Origin of the sequence: Pseudomonas simiae (assembly GCF_000934565.1) — a bacterium.
GTDB classification, from domain to species: domain Bacteria; phylum Pseudomonadota; class Gammaproteobacteria; order Pseudomonadales; family Pseudomonadaceae; genus Aquipseudomonas; species Aquipseudomonas simiae.
Map to the genome: position 1 here is coordinate 2,351,010 of NZ_CP010896.1, position 24,573 is coordinate 2,375,582.

Annotated in this window: 9 protein-coding genes; 6 read left to right on the top strand and 3 right to left on the bottom strand. The window is 63.3% G+C overall.

Annotated features, from left to right (window positions below):
* The first annotated feature begins 275 nt into the window (after positions 1 to 275).
* Both PF1751_RS10765 and PF1751_RS10770 read left to right on the top strand, forming a co-directional pair.
* Complete coding sequence (locus PF1751_RS10765) at positions 276 to 1,457, top strand: substrate-binding domain-containing protein (RefSeq protein WP_010211146.1); 1,182 nt, start codon at positions 276 to 278, stop codon at positions 1,455 to 1,457.
* A gap of 183 nt (positions 1,458 to 1,640) precedes the next feature.
* A complete protein-coding gene (locus tag PF1751_RS10770; protein ID WP_044286996.1) occupies positions 1,641 to 14,213 on the top strand; it encodes a filamentous haemagglutinin family protein in 12,573 nt (4,190 codons plus the stop codon).
* A gap of 75 nt (positions 14,214 to 14,288) precedes the next feature.
* On the opposite strand, the gene PF1751_RS10775 is transcribed toward PF1751_RS10770, so the two are convergent.
* The 3 genes from PF1751_RS10775 to PF1751_RS10785 form a co-directional block, all read right to left on the bottom strand.
* Positions 14,289 to 15,875, bottom strand: coding sequence for a hypothetical protein (locus PF1751_RS10775; RefSeq protein WP_044286997.1), 1,587 nt, complete (start codon positions 15,873 to 15,875; stop codon positions 14,289 to 14,291).
* A gap of 67 nt (positions 15,876 to 15,942) precedes the next feature.
* Positions 15,943 to 17,676: a hypothetical protein gene (locus PF1751_RS10780; protein ID WP_044286998.1), complete on the bottom strand. Its 1,734-nt coding sequence runs from the start codon at positions 17,674 to 17,676 to the stop codon at positions 15,943 to 15,945.
* Positions 17,673 to 19,460, bottom strand: a complete 1,788-nt coding sequence (locus PF1751_RS10785) for a tyrosinase family protein (RefSeq protein WP_080923194.1) — start codon at positions 19,458 to 19,460, stop codon at positions 17,673 to 17,675. The genes PF1751_RS10780 and PF1751_RS10785 overlap by 4 nt, the downstream gene beginning before the upstream one ends.
* Before the next feature lie 158 nt (positions 19,461 to 19,618).
* Between PF1751_RS10785 and PF1751_RS10790 the strand changes: the two genes are divergently transcribed.
* The 4 genes from PF1751_RS10790 to PF1751_RS10805 all read left to right on the top strand — a co-directional run bounded on the left by PF1751_RS10790 (position 19,619) and on the right by PF1751_RS10805 (position 24,569).
* Positions 19,619 to 20,095: an Lrp/AsnC family transcriptional regulator gene (locus PF1751_RS10790; protein ID WP_029529171.1), complete on the top strand. Its 477-nt coding sequence runs from the start codon at positions 19,619 to 19,621 to the stop codon at positions 20,093 to 20,095.
* 413 nt (positions 20,096 to 20,508) lie between these two features.
* Positions 20,509 to 21,102 (top strand): transposase, encoded by a 594-nt coding sequence (locus PF1751_RS10795; RefSeq protein ID WP_021493306.1) that lies wholly within the window; start codon positions 20,509 to 20,511, stop codon positions 21,100 to 21,102.
* A 59-nt stretch (positions 21,103 to 21,161) separates the two neighbouring features.
* A complete protein-coding gene (locus tag PF1751_RS10800; RefSeq protein WP_044288116.1) occupies positions 21,162 to 22,745 on the top strand; it encodes a ShlB/FhaC/HecB family hemolysin secretion/activation protein in 1,584 nt (527 codons plus the stop codon).
* A gap of 24 nt (positions 22,746 to 22,769) precedes the next feature.
* A complete protein-coding gene (locus tag PF1751_RS10805; protein WP_044287000.1) occupies positions 22,770 to 24,569 on the top strand; it encodes a DUF2341 domain-containing protein in 1,800 nt (599 codons plus the stop codon).
* Positions 24,570 to 24,573 lie beyond the last annotated feature (4 nt).

The following is a 24,573-nucleotide window of genomic DNA, read 5'->3' on the forward strand; positions in this document are numbered from 1 at the left end:
GGCTCCAGCCACGCCTGCTGAAACCTCGCTGTCACCTGCGCCCAAACCGCTCGAAACCGTGACCAAAACACCCGAGAATCTTTTTAAAAATCAAGGCGTTCCTCCCGAGGTTTTTTCCCATAACCGTCATCGGAAACTGCGACTTTCTCTCCCATGGTTTTACCCCTGGCCACCCCCGTAGCTACCCCAGGTAGTTCAGGCTCGGGACCGAAGCCATGGCGTCATGCAAGAGCCCTCTACCCCAAACGTACAAACACGACGAAAGGAGATTCTTCATGTTTAAGCGCAACGTTCTCGCGGTATCCGTGACCCTCGCCGCACTGTGCTCGGCCCAGGCTGCAATGGCAGACATCAACGGCGGCGGCGCGACTCTGCCACAGCCGCTGTATCAAACCGCTGGCGTACTCACCACTGGCTTCGCTCCGTACATCGGTGTGGGCAGCGGCAACGGCAAATCGGCGTTCCTGAACAATGACTACACCAAGTTCGTGGCTGGCGTGACCAACAAGAACGTGCACTGGGCTGGCAGCGACTCGAAGCTGAGCGCCACTGAGCTGTCGACCTATGCGTCCACCAAGCAACCTGCCTGGGGCAAGCTGATCCAGGTGCCTTCGGTAGCCACTTCGGTTGCCATTCCGTTCAACAAGGCAGGCACCAACGCGGTTGACCTGAGCGTTGACCAACTGTGTGGTGTGTTCTCCGGTCGTTTGACCACTTGGAACCAGATCACCAACTCCGGCCGCACTGGCCCGATTGCCCTGGTGTATCGCAGCGAGTCCAGCGGCACCACTGAACTGTTCACACGCTTCCTGAATGCCAAATGCACCGAAGCCCAACCTTTCGCTGTGACCACCACCTTCTCTTCAAGCTACGGCGGTGGTCTGCCATCGACGGCGGTGGCCGCCACTGGCAGCCAGGGCGTGATGGATGCATTGAACGCCGTTGAAGGCCGTATCACCTACATGAGCCCGGATTACGCGGCGACCACCCTGGCCGGTCTGGATGACGCCACCAAAGTCGCCAAGGTTGGCGGTGTTTCCCCTGCACCTGCCAACGTCTCGGCTGCAATCGGCCTGGTTCCAGCGCCAACCGAAGCCCGCGCTGATGGCTCGTTCATCGACGCTACCAACCCGGACAACTGGGTGCCGGTGTTTGCTGCCACTGCAAGCGGCCCAGCCACCTTCGCTTACCCCTCCAGCGGCTACCCGATCCTGGGCTTCACTAACCTGATCTTCAGCCAGTGCTACGCCGACGCTACCCAGACCACCCAAGTGCGCAGCTTCTTCGCTCGTCACTACGGTGCTTTCGGTAACAACGACACCGCCATCAGCAACAACCGCTTCGTACCGCTGCCAGCCAACTGGAAAAAAGCCGTGCGTGACACCTTCGCCACAGCTTCCAACGCTCAAGGCATCGGCAACACCAGCGTCTGCAACGCCATCGGTCGTCCGCTGTAACCCAAGCTTCCACGACCCGCACTACCGATCAGCAACGGCCTGTGCCGTTGCTGATTTTTTTGCGTTAACAGCCCTGCATGAACTTTCCATGACAGAAGTTCAGTCCCGCGCCTTGCCAACCGCCTAACCCTCATACGTGAGGCTGTCTTGCTCCCAGGCGATAACAAAGAAGGAAGAGTCCCGATGGTCCGCTGCAAAACACCGGTTAACCTCAAAGCCCCAGTGACCGTCCTGCGCCTCAAGCCTTTGGCGCAGGCCATCGCCTTGTTGATGGTGGCCGGTAATGCCCAGGCGGCTACGGCGTTCAGTTCCGGCTGGTTTGCCGACAAGGGCGCTTCCCAGGCGAGCACGGCCGCGCGGACCGGTGCCGGCCAGGTGCCCGGAATTCCTTCGCTGAACCAGCAGGCACAGGCCAAGCAGCAGTTGGCGCGTTCCATCAGCACGTTGAACACCAGCGTCGCGGCGATTGCGGCTCAGCAGGCGGCGCAAGCGGCGGGGCGTCAGGCAGCGTTCGGTCAGGTCTCGAACATCCCAGACGGTTTGGGCAAGGGCGGCCTGCAGGTCGATAACAGCCTGACCCAGGGCTGGACCAACGCCAAGGGCCCGATCCAGAGCCAATCCGGCGGCAAGACCACGGTGACCATCGAGCAGACGGCCGACAAGGCGATCCTCAACTGGGAAACCTTCAACGTCGGGCGCAATACCACCGTCGATTTCCAGCAGCAGTCCACTTGGGCAGTGCTCAACCGCGTCAATGACCCGAATGCGCGGCCCAGCGAAATTCAAGGCCAGATCAACGGCGCCGGCACGGTGATGATCATGAACCGTAACGGTGTGGTCTTCAGCGGCACCAGCCAGGTCAACGTGCGTAACCTGGTGGCGGCGGCCGCGACCATGACTGACGACCAGTTCACCCAGCGCGGGCTGTACGTCGACACCAATGGTACTCAGCCCACGTTCACCGACGCGGCGGGCAAGGTTGAAGTACAGCGCGGCGCGCTGATCCAGACGCACACTGCCGCTACCTCCACGGACTCAGGCGGCTATGCCTTGTTGCTGGGCAGCGAAGTGGAAAACGCCGGGACTATCATCACTGCCAAGGGCCAGGCCACCCTGGCGGCCGGCGACAGCTTTTACATTCGCAAGGGCGTCGGTACGGCGGGCAACGACCGCTCCACCACCCGTGGCAACGAAGTGGCGACCAGCCTCAAGGCCGGCAGCACCGCGGGGAACGTCACCAACAGCGGCCTGATCATGGCCTCCACCGGCGACATCACCCTGACCGGCCACCAGGTGCAACAAAACGGCGTGGCCCTGGCCAGCACCTCGGTGGATACACGCGGCACGATTCACTTGCTCAACGCCGCCAGCGACACCCGCGGCAGCGTGACCCTGGGCGAAGGCAGCACCACCGCGGTCCTGCTCGACGCCAGCGGCAGCACGGCCCTCAACAGCCAGAAAGACAACGGTCTGATCAAGCTCGACGGCACGCCCGCCAACCTGATCACCGGGCAGTTCAATAACCTCAGTGCTGTGGTTGACCGTACCGATCAGTCGCGCATCGAGATTGTCAGCGGCGGCACCGTGGACTTCCAAAAGGGCTCGATCACGTTGGCCACCGGCGGCCAGGTAGCGGTCAGCGCCGGCCAGCGCAGCCTGGTGCGCGATGGCGCGATGATCGACGTGTCGGGTGCCATCGGCGTCAAGGTGGCGATGGAGTCCAACGCCATCAAGATCAACGTGCAGGGCAATGAGCAGCGCGATGCGCCGGTCAACCGCGACGGTGGGCAACTGATCAACAATGATGTGTGGGTCGATCTGCGCGAGCTGGTGTTCGTGCCGGCCGGCACCAACGGCTACGCCACCGACCGTTGGTACACGGCCGGCGGCTTGCTGGAAGTGGGCGGCTACCTCGGCACCCAGGGCCACTCGGTGGGCGAATGGATGGCCCAGGGCGGCACCGTGACCTTTACCGGCAAGGAGGCGGTGACCCAAAAGGGCGCGCAGATCAACCTGTCGGGCGGCACCGTGGATGTGCAGGCTGGTTACATTCAGCAGACCTGGCTCAAGGGCCCGGATGGCCGCTTGTATGAGGTGTCGAAAGCGCCGGGCGACATTCTCTACTCCGGTTTCTACAAGGGCTATGAAGACACCAGCGTCCGCTGGGGCCAGACCGAGTCTTACTACAACCCGCTGATCGCTCCCCAACGCCGCTATGAAGCCGGTTACACCGTGGGCCGCGATGCCGGCAAGCTGGTCATCGGTACCTCCAGCGCAGTACTGGAAGGCCAGGTGATCAGTGATGTGTTCCAGGGTGATCGCCAGACCCAGGCACCGACGATCAACCTCGACGGCTACCAGCAATCCCAGAAAGCCAGGGCCCAGCGTGCGCAACTGATCATTGGCCAATACATTCCGGTCTACAACAAAACCACCGGCACGCTGCGCTATGCCCTGAGCGGTACGTCCGACCAGGTGCTGATCGACAGCAACACGCAGAAAATCGCCGACGGCCTGGACCTGGGCACTGTGCTGCCGTCCGATCGCCAGGGCAAGATCCTGCTCGACAGCGATCAGCTCAATGGCGCCCGGTTGGGCGCGGTCAAAGTCGCTGCCAAGCAACAGGTGAACGTCAATGGGGCGCTCAGCGTGGCGGACGGTGGCGATATCACCTTGTTCGGGCCGGGTGTGCAGATCAATGCCAACCTCACCGCCCACGGCGGCAGTGTCAACGCCGGCAACATCCTCAGCCAGGTCGACCCGCTCAAGGCCGGCGAGGTGACGGACACGATCCTGGCCGGTGGTTCGAATGTGAACGTCGCCGCCGGCGTCAAACTGGACACCAGCGGTCGCTGGAATAACCTGGCCCTGGACCCGGCCGCCAGCGCAGGTGTGGCCTATGTGAACGGCGGCAAGGTATCCCTGCGCAGTGCCAGCAATGTGAACCTGGCCGCCGGCAGTGTCGTGGATGCGTCTTCCGGGGGCACCCTCGGCGTGGATGGCAAACTCACGGGCGGCAAGGGCGGCAATGTGACCCTAGGCGCCCTGGGTGCCCTGGCCTTGGAGGGTGACGTGCGCGGCTATGGCGTCAACGGCGGCGGCACCCTGGCGTTGCAGGCGCATAAAGTACAGATCGGCGAAAGCACCAATGCGGTGGGCAGCGACACCCTGAAACTGGCCGGTGATTTCTTCAACAAGGGCTTCTCGGCCTACGACATTACCGGCAATGAAGGGCTGATCGTCACCGACGGTACTCAGGTCGACGTCAGCCTGCCGGTCTTTCGATTAGGCGCACAGGCCTCGGGTATGCCAACCGGTAGCGATCCTGCCACCGCACTGGAACGCTGGACGCCGCCGCTGTATCAGGAAGACGCTGCCAAAGGCGTGCTGACCCAACGCCGGGGCGCCGGTGTGAGCCTCACCGCCGGCCATGTCAATTCCACCGCCGCGCAATTGGCGACCACGGCGCTCACCGTCGGCCAGGGCGCGGTGATCCATGTGGACCCCGGCCAGGCGATCAACCTGCGCAGCGTCGGCCAATTGACGATGGACGGCACGCTCAATGCCTGGGGCGGCAACGTGAGCCTGGGCGGCTTGACGACGGGCGCCTCTGAAGCGGTGAATGCCATCGGCCATGGCCGCTCGATCTGGGTCGGCGAGCAGGCGGTGATCGACGTCTCGGCACGGGCTGCGACGGCGGTGGACAACCGTGGGCGCACTTATGGCCTGGTGCGCGACGGCGGCAGCCTCAACATTGGCGGCACGTTCGACCTGAACACCGGCCTGGCCAAGGCCAGTGATTTGTTCGTGGTGGTGCGTAACGGCGCGCGCCTGGAGGCCTCCGGCACCCAAGCCCTGATAAACGTGCCGGGGCAAGGCGCTGTGCAAGCGGCCAGCAATGGCGGCAGCATCACGCTGGCGTCCAATAACGGCTTGTACCTAGAGGGCAGTTTTGTCGCCAGGGCCGGGGGCGCCGGTGCGGCGGGCGGTAGTCTCAACGTGGCGTTGGACACCCCGTATTACCAGAAGGCATCTGTCACCGATCGCGTCCTCAAGGTGCGTGAACTGGTGTTGGGTCAGGCGCATCAACCGACGGCGCTGGCTGGCACTGCTGAAGACGCTGCCGCGAGCCTGGCGTATGGGCAGGGGCGGTTGGGTGTGGATCAAGTCAGCGCGGGTGGTTTCGATAACCTGGCGCTGTTGAGCAACGGCCTGTTGAGCTTTGACGGTGACGTTACCTTGAACATGGGCCAGAGCCTGCGCCTGTACAGCCGTGGATACGGCCTCAGCGACAATGCAGCAGGCAACTCGCGCATCAACCTGTCCGCGCCGCACCTGCTGTTGGCGGGTTTCCTCGCACCTGAAGAGACGGGCAAAGACCTCTATGTGCGACCGGTGCCGGTGCTGCCGGCCCCGTCCCAGCAGGCAACCGAGGCGCAATTGACGGCCACCGGCAGCCTGATCGACGTGCGCGGCAATGTCATCTTCGGTAACCGCAGCCACGTGTTTCGGGCGGACAACAGCCAGGCCAGCCTTGAGCGTCGGGGCTTCGACCAGGTCAACCTGACCAGCCAGGGCGACCTGCGCTTTCTCGCCGGTGCGGCCGAGAATGACATCATTACCGGTGTCAGCACGCAGTTGCTGACCCAGGGCGATATGACCTTGCGCGCCGCGCAACTGTACCCGGCCACTGAAGTCAGTGCCCGCGTCATCGCCGGCTACCGGGGGCAGTCGACCACCACCTCCCTTGACCTGGATTTTGATCCCTTGCGTACGCTGACCATCGGTCGCGTGGGCAGTGCCGACGCGCCTATCCCTTATTCGGCGTTCGGCCGCCTGCAACTGGGCGCGGCCACGGTGCGCCAAGGTGGCGTGGTGCGCGCGCCCCTGGGGTTGATCGATATCGGCAGCATGGGCAGCAGCGTTGTGCAACTGTTGCCAGGCAGCCTGACGTCGGTGAGTGGCAAAGGCCTGGTGCTGCCCTATGGCGGAACGCTGGACGGCCAGGTCTACAAATACAACGGCAAGACGGTGAAATTTATCGGTCAGGGGGGCGTGGTCACTCGCGAAGGTGACCTGAATGTCGGGGTCATCCTCGGTGGCAAGACGATCAGTGTGTTGCCTGACGCCACGTTAGACTTGTCCGGCGGAGGCGATTTGCTGGGTGCCGGCTTTGTTTCAGGGCGCGGTGGTTCCACGGATGCGCGCTACAACCCGTTGGTGCAGTTTGGTGCCAATGGCGGGTTCGTGCTGCCGGGGCTGTCCACCAACCCGATCTATGCGATTGTGCCGGGGATCCAGCCAGGCGCCGCGCCGGTCGCGGCGGAGGGCGGGGCCGTGACGCCGTTGGTCGGCCAGCAGATCACCATCGGCGCCGGTGTGCCCGGTTTACCGGCGGGCACTTACACGCTGATGCCGTCGACCTACGCGTTGATGCCAGGTGCCTTCCGCGTCGAGATCAATGGCCTGGCCGGGCAGGGCAGCGGGACCGCGACCACCTTGATGCGCAACGGTTCGTGGGCCACTTCCGGGCACCTGTCGATCGCCCATACCGGGATCAGCAACAGCGTGGCCAGCCAATTGACCCTGACCTCGGCCGACACCCTGCGCCGCTATTCCGACTACAACGAAACCCGTTACGCCCAGTTCGCCAGGGCCGATGCGGCCAGGTTGGGCGTGCCACGGCCGATGCTGGAGGCCGATGCGAAGACCTTGAAACTGGCCCTGCGTCCGGGAGACGGCGCCGAGGCCTTCTCGTTCCAGGGCATCGGGCGCTTCGGGGCCGCATCGGGAGGGTATGGCGGCACGGTGGCAGTGATCGACCGCAGTACCCAAGGGATCGAAGTGGTCGGCGCGGGGCAGTCGGCGACAGCCGGGTTCGCCGGCATCACCTTCAACGCCGACAGCCTGAATGCGCTGGGGGCTTCGCGGTTGGTGGTGGGTGGAATGACGGTTGTGGAGTACGGCCAGTCCGGGAACTTCATTTACCTGGCGAACGGGGTCAATCGCGCCGATAGCAACGTGATCTTGCGAAATGGCGCAACCCTTGCGGCACCGGAAGTGTTCCTGGTGAGTAACACCGGCTCGATCATCGTGGCGCAGGGGGCTTCGATCAACACCCTGGGGCGCGGTAATGCCAGCTACGATGCCCGTGACGGCTATATCTACCAGGTGGCCAACACGCTGGCGGTGTCCAATGGCCTGCTCAACGTGATCAGTGCGCCCAAGGTGGGCAGTGTGATCAGCCAGGGGATCAATATCGGTGCCTGCAGCGGTGGGGTGTGCGGTGGCCAGACCGGGCTGTACTCCAACGGCAGCATCGTGGCCCTGACCGACAGCACCTTCCAGCTCGGCGAACAGGTGCGTTACGGCACCCGTCACCTGAACCTGGGCGTGAGCACCCTCAATCTGGGCAGCGCCGAAGCCCTGGCCGCAGCGGCGGCGGCGAATCGCTTGCCGACCGGGCTGACGCTCAGCCAGGCACTGCTGGATCGATTGCTGCGCGGCGATACGCAGTTCGGCGCCCCGGCGCTGGAAACCCTGCAGCTCTCGGCCCGCGACGGATTCAACTTCTACGGTAATGCGGTACTCGACACCTATGACCCGCTCACCGGCAAATCGCTGCTGAGCAACCTGATGCTATCCACCCCGGCCCTGTACGGCGCCGGGGGGGCCAACGACGTGGCGTCGATCCACACCGCCAACCTGATCTGGCTGGGCGCGATCACGGCGCCGGGCGCGGTGGTAGCGGGTGGCGCGGGCACCGGCAGCGGGCGCCTGGACGTCAACGCCGAACGGATCGAGTTCGGTTATGGCGCCTTTGGCCAGCCGAGCAACGTGAAAAGCTTCGACCGTCTGGCCCTGGGCTTTGCCAATGTCACTCTCAACGCCAGCGAGCGCATCACGGCCAACCATAAGGGCAGCCTGTCGGTGTATCAGCGCCAGGGCGCGTATGACCCGGTCAGCGGCTTTCAGTACAGCGGCGGCAACCTGACCATTCGTACGCCGTTGATGACCGGTGAAGCCGGCTCGGTGAACGTGATCAAGGCGGGCGGTGCGATTGATATCGGCGCGTCCGCCGGCCCGCGTGGCACGGCCAGCGGCCAGGGTGCCGAGCTGTCGCTGCAAGGCGAGAGCATTCGGGTGGCCAGTGCGGTGGTGCTGCCCAGCGGCAAAGTCAGCCTCAGCGCCCGTGGCGATGTGGTGTTGACCGACGACGCCTTGATCGACGTGGCCGGTCGCGCCATCCCCTTCAACGACGTGACCCAATACGGCTGGGGCGGCGACGTGCTGCTGGACAGCCGCAGCGGCAATATTCTGCAGGCGGCGGGATCGACCATCGACCTGTCCGCCAAGCACAACCAGGCCGGTAAGCTGCGCGCTGTGGCAACGGACGCGGCCGGGGGCATCGTCGACCTGCAAGGCAAGATCCTCGGCAGCAGCAGCGGCCACTACCTGGCCGGCGGCACCTCAATACCGTACCTGGCCGGCACCGTGGAAATCCAGGCGCAACGCCTGGGCAGCAGCGGCGCCCTCGACCAACAGTTCGCCGACCTCAACCAGCGCCTCAACAACGGCGAAGTCTTCGGTGCGCGCAGTTTCCAGCTCAAGCAGGGTGACCTGACCATCGGCAACGGGCTCAAGGCCGGCACCATCAGTGTGTCGGTGGACAATGGCAGCCTGCGCGTCAAAGGTCTGGTGGACGCCAGCGGCGAGCGGGTCGGCAGCATCAACCTGGCCGGCAAAAATGGCCTGACCCTGGACAGCACGGCGGTACTCGACGCCCATGGCAGCAAGCTGCGGGTGGACAGCTACGGCAAGATCATCGACGCGCCGAACCGCGCCAGTGTGGTATTGGGGTCGGGCACCGGCCAACTGACCCTGGCCGATGGCGTGCGCATCGACCTGCGCCATGGCACCGACGGCGCGGCGGGCAACGATGGGCGCAATCGCGGCACCCTGGCGCTGAACGCGCCTCGGTTGTTCAACCCGGACGGCAGCAGCAATGACATCAATATCGATGCCAGCGGGCGCCTGATTGTCCAGGGCGCACGCTCGATAACCCTCAACGGCATGGCCACCTACGACGATGCGCCGGAAAAAACCGACCCGACCGCCAGCGGCAGACCGTATCAGGAGATCACCCAGGGTTACCTGGATGGCAAGCACGCCTTGAGCGAGGCGTTTATCAATGCGGCGAAGAGCAACCTGAACTTGCTGAACAACAAGCTCGCCGGGTTGAACAACGCCACTTATGCCGATGCCTTCCATCTGCGTCCTGGCGTGGAAATCGTCAGCAAGACCCCGGACGGCGATTTGGTGGTGCAGGGTGATCTGGACCTGTCCGGCTACCGCTATGCCAGCCTCAACCCCAATAGTCAGAAGGACAACTCTATTTATGGTTCCGGCGAGTCCGGCAGCCTGACCCTGCGCGCCGGCGGCGACCTGAATATCTACGGCAGCATCAACGACGGCTTCGCCAAGCCGCCGGTGTCCGAGGATGACAAAGGCTGGGTGCTGTTGCCGGGTGTCGATTTCAGTGGTGGGAATATCGTGGTGCCGGGCAACGGTGTGACCCTGGCGGACGGCACCGCCTTCCCGGCCGGAGCCACGCTTAACTACGACTTGCCGATCAAAGGCTTGACGGTGGCTGCCGGCACGCGCTTGCCGGTCGTCGCGACATTGGCCCAGGACCTGGTGCTGCCCGCTGGCAGCGTGTTGTCGGCCGATGTGCGCGATGGCAGCGGTAACCTGCTGTTCGCCGCCGGCACCTTGCTCAGCCAGGCGCAAACCCTGGTGGCGGGCACACAACTGGGCGCCGGCATGCTGTTGACCGAGGGCACCCGCCTGCAAGCCATGACCTGGCCTAAAGGGGTGCCGTTGCCCACCGTGCACGGTGCAACGCTGGCCAATAACAGCGTATTGCTCAGCGGCAACAAGGCCTTGCCAAAAGGCGGGTTGATCCCCGCCGGCACCGATGTGAAGTTGCCCAACGGGGCGACGTCGGTGCAATTGCGCGTCGGCGTTTCCGGCGCCGCCGGCCAGGTATGGGCGATCTCGCCGATGCTGGCTGAAGGTACTCAATCGTGGTCGTTGCGTCTGGTGGCAGGCGCCGACACCGAGGCGGCTGACAGCCGTATCCTGCAAGCCCATCCGCGCAGTGGTGAGATCCACTTGGCGGATAACCACTACGGCATGTTCGCCAAGGAAATGCCGGCCAAAGGTGTGCAGACCTGGACCGCCCAGGCAGTGATTGATATGGGATTTGCCGGGGTGGTCGTTAAGGAGGGCGACCCGATTGACCAGGCGGTACTCGACGGCTTCGGGTTGGGTTCAATCGAGGACTTCTGTGCCGCAACGCCGGAGTACTGCAAGCCCAAGGTGACGTATGTGTTTACTCAATATGCCGCGGATGATTTGGCCAATAATGGGATCAACGTCGTCGTCGGCACCGAAATGACCGATGCTTTTTTCCAGAGTATCGGTTACCCCTCGGTTGAGGAGGTGTGTGCCACTGCTCCGGACTATTGCCTGCTGAAGGCAGACAAGGAATACGCCGCCGTACCCTCAAGCACGCGATTTAGCGTCATCCGCACCGGCACAGGTGACCTTGAGCTGTTGAGTGCGGGCAGCCTGAGCATGGATTCGTTGTACGGCGTCTACACGGCCGGCACCTCGTCGACCGGCACCTTTGCCGGCGACCCTTACAACCTGCCCAAGGCGAAGCCGGCAGGCGCTGACCCTGCGGCCAAAACCGTGCTGAATGACACCGGCAGTTTCTTTGAAAAGTTCGTCAATGGTTCGCCCACCAGCATCTACCGTGCCTGGTACCCGGGGGCCGGGGGCAACCTGACGCTGACTGTCGGCGGCGACCTGACCGGCAACATCACCAGCGTCACCGGTTTGAACCCTGCGCGACCCAACCCACGGGATGCCGGCGTGGACTCGGCGGCCGTCGGCAACTGGTTGTGGCGCCAGGGCAGCAGCGACGTGGCGACAGGCGGGCAAGCCCAGCCGACGGCGTGGTGGATCAATTTCGGCAGTTACACCGCGACGACGGCGGCGGACAAACTGCTCGGCTTTACCGGCTTCGGTGCCCTCGGCGGCGGGAACGTGGATGTCGATGTCAGCGGCAACGCCGGCGTATTGAACACGCTGGGCTACAGCACCCAACATGTCGAGGCGAACCCGCATAGCCAGGGCCTGGTGCTGGCCGTGGGCAGTACGGGCCGTGTCGCCAGCGATGGCAGCCTGCAGTTGACCGGTGGCGGCGATCTGCGTGTGCGCATCGGTGGGGCACTGAACCCGGCCAGCGTCGCCGATAGCGGTGACCATCGCGATGGTGTACTGGTCAACCTGCGGGGTGACGTGCAGTTGCGCAGTGCCACCGTGGGCAGCGTCGACGTGATGTATGGCAGTGTCGCCGGCGTCCAGAGCCCCGGCGAAACCCGTGCATACGATCCACTGGTCGCGACCCGTGGGGTGGCTCGCGGCGGGATGACCCTGGTGCCAGGTGACGCCACATTCAACCTGCAGACCCTGGGTGACCTGGTGGTGCAGAACGTCGAAGACCCGGGGCGAGTCGTGCTTTCCCATCTGTCCCCCTTCGCTCAAGGGGCTGAACAGGGCACCGGTACCAGTTGGTTCACACTGTGGACCAAGGGCACGTCGATCGACCTGTTTTCCTTGGGCGGCAACCTGACGCCCTTCAGCCGATCCGACGCGACGGCCGACTTGGCGGTGGTCTATCCGTCGATCGTCAGGGCTACGGCCGCCAGCGGCAGTCTGTATTACGGTAAAGCGGCCCAGGCGCAGGCCAACGGCGACAACAACTACACCTACCCACTGCTATTGGCGCCCGGCGAGAACGGCCAGCTGCAGTTCATGGCCCAGGACTCGATCTACGCCGGCGGCATGACCGTCAGCCAATCCGGGACGGCGCAGAGCACCACGGCGACCCCTTGGCATCCGGCGTATCAGGGCCGCATCGGTAACGCGGTGAAGGCCAGCAACCTGTCGGTCAACGGCAACTCGGGTAGCCAGCCGTTATTTGTGTTCGGGCCGGGTACGGCTGCGCTGTCACCCGGTGGCAGTGCTGAACCTGCGCGTTTCTACGCGATTGACGGCGATCTGGTTGGGGTCAGCAGTGGCCGAGTGATTGCGTTCGGTACAACGGTGGGCAGCTTGCACGAAGGCCAGACCTGGTATGAGGGCAATGGATCGGTATGGATGATGGCTGGACGGGATATTGTCAGCAGCGGTCGGCGCTTCGGTCAGGACTCGCTTGCTGTTGCAGGCATGCGCACCCAGGATAACCTGATCATTCACGACAACCCTAACGACATCTCCGTGGTGTCCGCCGGACGCGACATTCTCTACAGCAACTTCCAGGTCGCTGGCCCCGGCCTGCTGGAGCTGTCGGCGGGACGCAATATCCTCCTGAGCGGTTCCGGGGCGTTGGGTGAGTCCAGCGTGACCAGCCTTGGGCCCCTATTGGCCGGGGACAACCGTCCTGGGGCGAGTATCGTCATGCAAGCAGGTGTCGGCCCCCATGGACCGGATTACCTGCGCTTCGTCGAGGCGTACCTGAACCCCGTCAACCTGGCGCAACCTGGCGAGTCGATTCAAGGCAATAAGGTCGCCAAGACGTACGAAAACGAACTGGTCACCTGGCTCGCCGAGCGCTTCGGTTTTGTCGGCGATACCGCACAGGCACGCGCCTACTACGCGGCACTGCCCGCCGAGCAGCAACGGGTGTTCGCCCGCGACCTGTACTTCGCCGAACTCAAGGCCGCGGGGCGTGAGTACAACACTGACGGCAGCGTGCGCCAGGGCAGTTACCTGCGTGGTCGTGCCGCCATTGCCGCGCTGTTCCCGGACAAGGACGTGGCCGGCAACCCGATTGCCTACACAGGCGACATCACACTGTTCGGCGGCTCGGGTGTGCACACCAACTTCGGGGGTTCGATCCAGATGTTCACCCCAGGCGGCAGCCAGACCTTCGGCATCGAGGGCGAAGCGCCGCCGTCGACGGCGGGGGTGATTACCCAAGGCGCCGGCGATATCCAGCTCTATTCCATGGGGAGCATCCTGCTCGGCCAGAGCCGCATCATGACCACCTTCGGGGGTTCGATCATGGGTTGGACCAGCGAGGGCGACATCAACGCCGGTCGAGGCTCCAAGACCACCGTGGTGTACACACCGCCCAAGCGTGTCTATGACAACTGGGGCAATGTGGCCCTGTCGCCGTCCGTGCCGAGCACCGGTGCGGGGATCGCCACGCTCAACCCGATTCCGGAAGTGCCGGCGGGGGACATCGACCTGATCGCGCCGTTGGGCACCATCGACGCGGGCGAAGCGGGCATTCGTGTGTCGGGTAACGTCAACATCGCCGCCTTGCGTGTCGTGAACGCGGCGAATATCCAGAGCCAGGGCAAGTCGTCCGGGGTGCCGGTGTCTGCTGCGGTCAACACCAACGCCATGACGTCGGCCAGCGCGGCGGGGGCGGCGGCGTCCCAGGCGGCGGAAGACGCGGCGCGCAGCCAGCAGGCGGCGGCCAAGCAGGGCCGGCCGTCGATCATGACGGTTGAGGTGTTGAGCCTGGGCAACGAACCATTGCCGCAGGAGCCTGCACCGGCGCAGAAAACCTCCGGCTACAACCCTGACAGCCCGGTGCAGGTACTGGGCGCGGGGCCGCTGAGTGAACAAGCGCGGGCACGGCTGACGGAGGAGGAGCGCAAGCAGATCAGTTTGTAAGGCGTTTGAAGGCCGTGTGGGAGCGAGCCAGTCGCGCCGCCGCTCCCACATTTTCGCCCTGTGTTGGGCTTGCGATTACGGGCTGTCCTTGAGGGTCTTGAACGCCTCGATGCGTTTGATCAGGCGCGCGTTCTTCGCCGAATCGGCATTACCAAACAGGAAGGAGAAGTCCGACGTCAGTTGGGAGGCGCCGGCAATCGCCGCGTACTGGTGGCAGTCGTTGCAGTTCTTGTTTTGCACGTAGGTTTCGAGGGTGGTGTTGGCGACGACGACACTCTGGTCGCTGACAAACGGTCCATAGGACAGCGGCACCTTCACGTTGGGCCCAGGGCCCGGATCGTTGGGCGCGTTAGGCGTTTTGGACCACAGCACATTCACCAGTTTGTAGTACTGGAACACCGATTGGCCCTGGGTCTTCTGGGCGAAGGTCTGCTGCACAGCGGTGTTCAGCATCTGCAGGTCCTGGGGCGTGGCATTGACCCGCGTGGCCTGCACCGGCTGATCAAGGGGCGTGCAGTCGGGCGGCGTGTGGGTGGCATCGCATTGCACCCGTGCGACGTTGGGCGTGCAGGCATCACCGGTGCAGGTCGGGTTGTTGAAACTGTAGCCCTCGGGCGCAGCCGTGCCGTTGTCCGGCACGTTGTCGACCTGCTCGAAGGTGGTCCAGATGAAGTTCGGCTGAGTCTGGGTCTTGTTGATGATGTGCAAGCCCACCAGCCCCACCACTTCCTGGGTGCACTGCAGCGTGTCGGGGCGCTGCAGCCAGGCGACGGTGGTCAGGTAACGCCCATACAGCTGGGGTTTGTTGGTGAGTACGCGCCAGGCTGCCTTGAGTTCCAGGGCGCCGAGTTCTTCCTGGGGCAGTGCTTTGGCCGGCAGCTCGCGCACCAGTTTGCCGGCGGGCAATGACAGGCCGGCGGGGTGCCGGTTGTCGCTGTTCTGCGCCACGATCAGTTGGTTGGCGGCGTCGTACAGCCCGTTATCGACGATGTAATCGAACTCGGCCTTGCCGACCTTGCGCTCGAAAAACACCAGGTTGCCCGACTGGTCCGTAAGCCAGCCACCGGAAGCCTCCATGATTGAGTCCGGCAAGGTCACCTGGGTGCCGCTGGACAAATGGAAACGGTGCTTGCGGTTGATCGCGCTTTCAGACGTGGCCGCCATGAATTTACGCGCGCCCGTGGCAAACGCCTTGAGGTTGCCGGTGGCGGTGCAATTGGACGGCACCAGGGTTTCCACGCCCCAACCCGAGGGTTTGGGGGCGCCGGGCAGGAAGATCTCGCTGGCATCCTTATAGCTGGCCCACACCGGGGCATTGCCCATCGGCTGGCCGGACGTTGGCGGTACGCCGAACTGGGCCGCGGTGCTTTGCGTGTCCGGCTCACCGGCCAGGCTCGGGTCGGCTGGCCAGCCGGGATTGACCGGCCAGTTCATGGCGATGAACAACTGCCAGCCGAAACAATTGAGAAAGTCCTGCTCGGTGCCAAAGTTGTTCACCGGCAGGAAGCCGCCGCTGGTGGGATCGAACACCAGTTGACTGACGCAGCTCTGGGTGTCCGAGGCTGCAATGGCCGGTGCGGGGGCGAGGGGGAGAAGGGCGCAGGGTATCCAGCACAACACACTCAAGCGTGCCCGACGCAGCGGGCGAAGCCATCTGTTCATGGTCGCATTCCTTGCTCAAGACTCAAGAAGCGGCCGCCCACGCCAGGCAGGGGCGGCCGACAGGCACTCAGACGCCAGGCACCAGCGCCAGGCCGCTTTCCCACGGGTGCTGGGTGGCGCTGGGGTTGGCGGCTTCGCTGGGGTTAAGCGCGCGCACGCTGACCAGCCCCGGCACCGCGTTGCTGCTGACGGTGACGGTCATGATGTAGCCCTGGGTGCCGCCGCTGTCGGTCTGCCCTGGAATCGCCGAGGCATCCGGCAGGAATTCCGTGACCTGGGCAGTGATCCCTGGATTGGAAAACTGCACCCGCGCATCCGCCGCAGTGGTATTCGGATCGGCCCCTTGCACCACCAGCACGAACTGGCCTGAGCTGCCGGGGGCAAAGCTGGCCGGCAAGTCGCTGGGGGACTGTCCGTAGAACAGGTCAATCGGCAGCAACTGCACCGGCCAGGGTTGCGCATCGGTGGTGTTCGCCGCTACGCAATCGCATTCCTCGGGCGTGGCGGTGAGCGGTGCCGGGGTGACGCTGAGGGCCACACTCAGCTCGTTGGCGATCACCCACACGTAATCAATCGGCGTGCCGTTGATGGTGATTTCGTTGATCGAGAACCCCGCGCTTTGGGGCACCTCGAAGACGGCTTGCAGGATCTGGTCGGACTTGTTCGGCCCGGTGCCGGCAGTGCCTCGGGTGACATGCCAGTAGCTGCTGACATCCTGGCCTTGAGGGTCTTTCCAGGTGCTGAAGGATTTCGGTTGTTGCAGGTACAGGCCGATGGGGTTGGTCAGTGAAATCAGGGCTTTGACGGCTTCCTGGTTAGCGGAGAAACCGATATGCGGATCGGAGTTGCGGTAGTTCTGCCCGTATTGGGCGCAGCAGATCAGGCTCTGTTGGTTGGCGCTGCTCTTGATCGGCCGCAGGATGGTGGCCGCGGCCGCGAGGTAGATCTCGGCACTCAAGGTATTGGGGCCGGAGGTCAGGTGCATCGCGCCGCCCGACACGCCCGGTATACGCACAGTGCCGCTGTTCCATTTGTTCACGGTGTCGTAGGCGGGCTGGCCGGTGGTCGGGTCAAGCACCGGCTCGCCGGCCTTGCCGGTCGGGCCGTTGGCGGTGTAGCGCAGGTACAGGTCTTCGATCTTCACTTGCGGGTCGACGTACGCTTTGTACAGCCCGAGCACGGCCTGCGGGTCGATGTTCCACATGGTCAGGAAATAGGCCGGGTTCTCGCTGGTGAACATGATGCTGCGCATGTTGCCGTCGGGGTCGCGGGTGATCGACCACTCGCAATATTCATCCAGCCAGCCCCGTGGGCCCGAGGGTGAAAAGTCAGCGTAGGGGCCGTTCCAGTTGATGGACTTGCACAGCACGCTGGGGATCTGCAGCTGGGTCGCTTTCGGGTCCGGGTACAGCGAATACAGGGTGTTGTTGAGCGTGATCTGACCGTGGTCGGTCAGCTGCATCACCTGGTCAAGGGTCATGGCCTTGCCGCCCAATTGTGGGACCACGGCGGCGCCGTCGTTGTAGAAAAACGTCCACAGCCGGTTGGGGAAGGGCTGCCAGGTGATGGTCACTGGCGTCTGCGTGCCGTAGCCGCTGTCCAGCGGGTTGTAATAGCCCGAACGCGGTGCGTCATTGAGGTTGGACCAGGGGTTGCCGATCACCGACATCTGGGTCCAGCCGGTGACGTTGTTGTTCCAGTCGGTTTCGAAGGTCGGCAGCTGGTTTTCCAGGCCCAGCTTGTTGTAGTCCTTGGGGGCTTGCTCGGCAGGCGAGGTGAATTGGGTGAAGGGCGTGCTCATGTTGGTTCTCCAGCATTGGTGTTGGTGGAGCAGCAACCGGCGTCCGGAGCGGGGCCGGCGGAGGTTTGGCGTGGGTTGTCCCACACCAGTTGGGCGATAAAGCCAGGCAGGGGCGCGTATGCATCGGGCGTCAACACCTGGCCAGTATCGGGATGGGTCACGATCAGCGATAACTGCGCCGCATCGGTCGGTTTGAGGTTCAGCGCCTGGGCGTTGCGCGCGGCATTCAGTGCGCGGGAGACGCCTTGGGTGATGCAGCGGCCCTTGTCATCCACCAGGCCCATGCCGATGCGGCTGAAGCGTCCGACGTAATGCGGGTTGTTGGCATTCGCGTGTTGCGCCGTGGCACCGGGCTGATTGAGGAAGACGTCGATCAGATAGGTGTCGTGGGTGCAGCGCACGTGGTCGAACACCACCCAGGGGCCGGTGGCTACGGACTGTTTCTGATGGCAGCACGCAGCCTTGGCCGCGCCGAACTGTGGAGCCACTGGGGTGCCGTAGTCGTAGCCGATGTGCCGGCTGTCCTGGGCCATGTCGCCGAGGCTGGTGTAGCGCCAGGCATCGGCGCTGGTGAAGGTCACCTCATCGGCCTGGTGCCCGGCGAAGGGTTGCAGCAGGCATTGGGTGGTGTACTGCGCCGCCGGATTGGCGCGGATCCAGACTTCCAACATGCGGTCGATATTGGCGTGATAGGAGCAGAACACCGGGTCGAACGCGGTGTAGGCGTTGTCGGCCATGTCACCGCCGATCCAGCCGTGATAGTTGTCGTGGGGCTGCTCGTAGAGCCCGTCGAAATTCAGTGTGCGGTTGGGGTACAGGTTGTTCGGTTGCGGCGGGTCGAAAAAGGTGATGTTGGCCCAGGGATAACCCGGTACTCCCTGGGGCTGGCTGAACGTGGTGAACGCGAGCGCATCGACCACCTGCTGCTGGAAGATCCGGCTCATGCCATACAACTGGGTCCGCTCGAAACGAAAGGCCTCGCCTTGGGTATAGAACAGCGGGTTGCGCTGCACATACCGGCAGTCGACGCCTTCGACCGGCGTGCTGGCGCAGACCTTGGAGCAGCCGTCCTTGGCCGCCGCATAACGCAACGGGTTGCGTCGTACTTCGCCGGTCTGCGGGTGCACATAGGTTTCATCGAGAAACGCTTGGGGCAGGCCGGCCTGAGGGCTGCCGTCAACGCTGGCATCTACGGCCATCCAGTCCCAGTAAGGAATCGCGCAGTCGATCAACGCTTCCAGGTACAGCAGATAGGCGCGATGCCACAGGGCGAAGGCTTCCTGGTAATGCAGGCACCAGTTGGTATGGATATAGGCGTAACGCTGCCAGGGCGAGCCGCTGTCAGGGTCGCCGATGTGCATCACGTCATCCAGTTTGGCACGGTAAAGGTTCAGCGCCTCGGCGCTCAGCGAACGGATGTCCTGGCGCACGCGTTTGACCGGGTACGGCAGCGCCGGTGGCGGGATGCGCTCGGCCAGGTCGAATGGCGAGATGCTGTCCAGCCGCCAACCCTGGTTGACCCACAGGCGGAAGGTTTCCAGCGCGTCGATCGGCCAGAATTGTTGCGGGTCGGTGGTCAGCGGCATATTGCGCGAAGCGAGGTGCTGGTAGATGGTTTCCGACCAGGTCTTGACCGACGCCGGGTCTTCCAGGAACACATCGTAGGCATTCATGCAGCCTATCCAAGTGGCCGCGACGGCGGCGCGCTGGCTGGCGGGTATCCAGTAGGGCGCGCTGAAAAGTCCTTGGATATCAGCGGTCCATGTCGGTTTCGCGACTATCATAAGATCCCTCTCATGCCGCCATGAGGCCAGGTGTTGGCCGGGCTGCTAAGCTGAATCGATGTTAACTAGCCACTGCGCAGGATTTGTGCAAATTGGCCCGTCATTGCGACGGATTCATTGCAATTTTCAAGGACGATTTGGAACCGATGACAGACGCCATGGATTTGAAGATTCTGGGCAAGTTGCAAAAGGATTGCGACCAGAGCCTGGAATTGTTGAGCGACAGTGTGGGGCTGTCATCCACCAGTTGTTACCGGCGGATCCGCCGCATGGAAAGCGTGGGGATTATCAAGGCGAAAGTGGCGGTACTGGATGAGCGCAAGCTGGGGATCCAGGTGACCGCTTTTTTTCTGATCAAGCTGGATCGGGACAGCAATGATATTGATCGCAGGATGCAGCACATACTCTTGAGTCATCCGGAGATTCAGGATTGTTATTTGATGACCGGGGAGTTTGATTTTGTGATGGTGGCGAAGTTTCGGGATGCTGCGGAGTACACCGAGTATATCTATCGGTTTTTGGAGACTTATCGGGATATTCCGATTCGGACTTATTCCTCGACGTTGGTGGTGCGGACGGTTAAGAAGTCTTATGAACTGCCGTTGCAGGGGGTTGGGTTTTGTTCTGGGGGGTGAGTACATATCCGTTGTTTAGGTAACGGCGGGTATGGGGTCCGCCCTTACGGCGGCTCACCCGGCGTCCTGCCGGGGCGCCCCAGATCAAAAGCAAAAGCCCGGCGGCTTTAGTGCCTCGGTTCAGGTCTGGCGTACTCGTAAAAATGTGGGCGCTGGCTTGCCTGCGATGGCATCACCTGGGTGTGCCCGATGTACCGATTCGCCTGCATCGTCGGCAAGCCAGCGCCTACACGTAACTGCCTTTGATCCAACCACCAAGAATTGCCCCCCACCCAATCCAAAATGAAGCTTTCATGACAAAAGTTCGGTAGCCCATGGCCACTCCCGTCTCCTCTGTGTAACGCGCTTGAGCCCACCAGAAAGGTGGGCTTTTCAGCCGCAAGCAGGATGCCAGGAGTGGGGCAATGGGAACTATGGAACGTTACTCGAAAGTCGGCATGCAGGAGCTCGATCAGCGCCTGTCAAAGATCGTCGAAGCCGCGCGCAAGAAGCCGGTGTCGGTCTATCGCTATGGCGCCCCCTGGGTCTGGATCGTCTCCCAGGACGATTGGCAGGGCACCCGCAAGGAAGTCTCCAGCTACATCCCGGCCAGCCATTCCCTGGTGTTGCTGCGCCCACAGATCGATGAAGTGCTCGACCAGCACCGTGACTGGCTCAACGCCGAACCCGCGATGTCGATCGCCCCACAGACCATCCTGCAGATCCTCCTGCTGCAACTGTTGTACTCGGTGCCCAGCGAGCAGCAATTGCATGAACAGCTGAACTACAACCTGCTGTTCCGCTGGTTCGTCGGCCTGGACCTCAACCAGAAGGTCTGGAGCATTCATGCCCTGACCCGCGACATCGCCACGCTGCTGAACAACCCGCGTGCGGTGCAACTTATCCAGAAAATCATCGGTGACGTGTTTTGTGGCGCCTTGCTGCACATGCCGGAGTTCTCGTTGAACTTCGCCCTGCTGCACACCTGGCTGGCACGCCACGGCAGCACCTCGATCACCAGCAATTGAGCAGGCCGCACGCCGGACATCCGGCGATGGCGCAAAAAATCAGACAGTCAGGGGGCGGTGTGGAGCATCTGTTCAAATTAACGTTGGCGCTGTGTTGCGTGACGCTGGGGAGCCTGGCGCAACCGGTGTCGGCCGAGGAAGACGAGGGCGTGCGCAAGGTCGACGTCAACGAGTACTTCGTGCGTGGCAATACGGTCCTGGATGCGGCGACGATCGAGGAAGCGGTGTATCCGTTCCTGGGGCCGCAGAAGACCTTGGGCGATATCGAAGGCGCCCGCGATGCGTTGCAGAAGATCTACCAGTCGCGTGGCTACCAGTCGGTGTTTGTCGAGTTGCCGGAGCAGAAGGTCGATGACGGTATTGTCTACCTGCAGGTGAGCGAGACTAAAGTCGGCCGGGTGCGGGTGGTGGGTGCCAAGCATTATTCGCCGGTGGAAATCCGCGAGCAAGTGCCGGCTCTGGAGGAGGGCGCGGTGCCGGACTTCGCCACGGTACAGACACAGTTGGCGGGCCTCAATCGTGGCGCTGGGCGCCAGGTCACGCCGCTGGTACGCGAGGGGCAACGCCCCGGCACCATGGACGTGGATTTGCAGGTGGAAGACCAGAACCCCTGGCACGCCAGCCTCGGCCTCAACAACGACTACAGCGCCGACACCGAGAAGCTGCGCTCGGTAGCGACCCTTGGGTATGACAACCTCTGGCAATTGGGCCACAGCATTGCCTTGACCTACTTCACCGCGCCCCAGGACACCGAAAATGCCAAGGTGTGGTCGGGCTCCTACAGCGCACCGCTCAACGAGCGCTGGACCTTGCAGTTCTCCGGTTACCAGTCCGATAGCAACATTGCCACCATCGGTGGCAGCAACGTGCTGGGCAAAGGGCATTCATACGGTGTGTCAGCCATCTACAACCTGCCTGCGGCGGGTAACTGGGCCAACTCATTCTCGTTAGGCGTGGACTTCAAAGACTTCGACGAACAGATGAAATTCGGCGCCAGCAGCGACCAGGTGCCGCTCAAATACGCGCCGTTCACCTTGGGCTACAACGGCTTTCGCTACACCGAGCAATCGCAATTGGGCTTGGGCCTGAACCTGGTGGTGGGCACCCGCGCGTTCTTTGGCTATGGCAGCGATGCCGAAGCGTTCGAGTACAAGCGCTACAAGGCCAGTGCCAGTTTTGCCGTGCTCAAAGGTGACCTGAATTACACCTACACCTTCGCCAACGATTGGCAGTCGGCGACCAAGGGCGGCTTCCAACTCGCCTCCGGCCCGCTGGTCTCCAACGAGCAGTACTCCGCCGGTGGCGCCACCTCGGTGCGCGGTTACCTGGCGGCCGAACGCACCGGGGACGAAGGGTATTTGCTCTCCCAGGAGTTACGCACGCCGTCCCTGGCCAAGTTCCTCGGCAGCTATGTGCAGGAGTGGCGCTTCTACGCGTTCGCTGAAGGTGCGCGCATGCGCCTGCACGACCCGCTGCCCGAGCAAGAAGACGAATACAGCCTGGCCAGTGTCGGCCTGGGCACCCGCGCCAGTTTGAGCAAATGGTTGTCCGGCAGCCTGGATTGGGGCTACCCGCTGCTCGATGGACCGAACACCCAGAAACAGGACTCGCGACTGCACTTCAGTGTGCAGGCGACTTTCTGACTTTTTCTTCCGGAGACTTCACCCATGCAACGCCTATTCCTGAGCCTGTTGATCTGCCTGGGCTTCACGCTCCCGGCCACCGCCCACGCCTGGTGGCAGGACGACTGGCACTACCGCAAGCAGATCTCGGTAGACACCACCGCCCAAGGCGCCGCGATCAACCAGGCCCTGGGCCGCACCGCGCTGTTGGTGCGCCTGCACACTGGCAACTTTACCTTTGATGGGGTCAAGGATGACGGTGCCGACCTGCGTTTCGTGAGTGCCGATGACAAGACGGTGTTCAATCATCAGATTGAGAGCTTCGATCCGTTGATGGGCATGGCGCTGATCTGGGTCGATGTGCCCAAGGTCGAAGGCGGCCAGCGCCAGGACTTGTGGATGTACTACGGCAACCAGAAGGCACCGGCCACCGCCAACGGCCAACTGACCTTCGACCCGAACTACACCGCGCTCTACCATTTCGACGGGGCCAACGGTACACCGGCCCGGGACACCACGGCCTACGCCAACACCGCGCTGAACGCCACCGGTGTGAGCATCGACGGAGTGATCGGCCGCGCCTTGCAGTTCAACGGCCAAGCGTTGATGTTGCCGGCCAGCCCTTCGCTGCAACACGCCGCAGGTGGCGCGTTCACCTTCAGCGCCTGGTTGCGCCTGGACCAGGCCAGCGGCGAGCAAGTCGTTCTGGCTCGACGTGATGGCCCTCACAGCCTGTTGCTGGGGCTGAACCAGGGCATGCCGTTCGTGGACATCGACGGCCAGCGCGCCGTGTCGACTCAACCGCTGAACCCCGGCCAATGGCAGCACCTGGCGTTCACCGCCGAGGGTGACAAGGTCTCGCTGTATGTGAATGGCCGCGAAACCGCCACCCTGGCCGTCGCTTTGCCGGCGTTCAACACCCCACTGGCCATCGGTGCCGATCTGCCCGAAGCCGGCAACACGCGGCCGCCATTCGCCGGGGCCATCGATGAGCTGCGCCTGTCCAAAGTGGCGCGTCCGGCGGCACTGTTGCTGGCCGATGCCAGCGCCCAGGGCGCCGAGTCAAAACTGGTGGCCTACGGTGTGGATGAAGAACAGTCCGGCTTCGGTTTCGGCAGCCTGGGCTTCCTGCTCAACGCCGTTCCGGTGGATGCCTGGGTGATCATCCTGGTGCTGGTGGCGATGATGTTCCAGTCATGGGTCATCATGTTGCGCAAGAACCGCCAAGTCAGCCGTGTGAGCAGCGCCAACGAGGTCTTCCGCGAGCACTTCGCGCAGATCGGCACGCGCCTGGAGATGTACGCCGACGATGCCCCGTTGGGCGAACGCCTGGCTCATTCTTCGCTGTGGCGCCTGTACCTGGTGGCGGTGAAGGAGATCCGCACCCGCCGCGCTCAGGGCGCCGACACCTCGTCGGTCTCCGCCGCCACCATCGAAGCCATCCGCTGCTCCATGGACGGCGTGCGCACCCGCGAAAACCAGGCGCTCAGTTCCAAGCTCTCGACCTTGTCTAACGCCATTGCCGGCGGCCCGTACATCGGCCTGCTGGGTACCGTGCTGGGGATCATGGTGGTGTTCCTCGGCACGGCCATGGCCGGTGACGTGAACATCAACGCCATCGCCCCCGGTATGGCGGCGGCGCTGCTGGCCACGGCCATGGGCCTGTTCGTCGCGATCCCGGCGTTGTTTGGCTACAACCGCCTGATCACGCGCAACAAGGAAGTCAGCGCGGACATGCGCGTGTTTGTCGACGAGTTCATCACCCGCCTGGCGGAGATGCACGGCGAGAGCCAGCACAGCGAAGCGGCGCACCGTCGTGACCACCATGCGCCGGTTCTGGCCTGAGGAG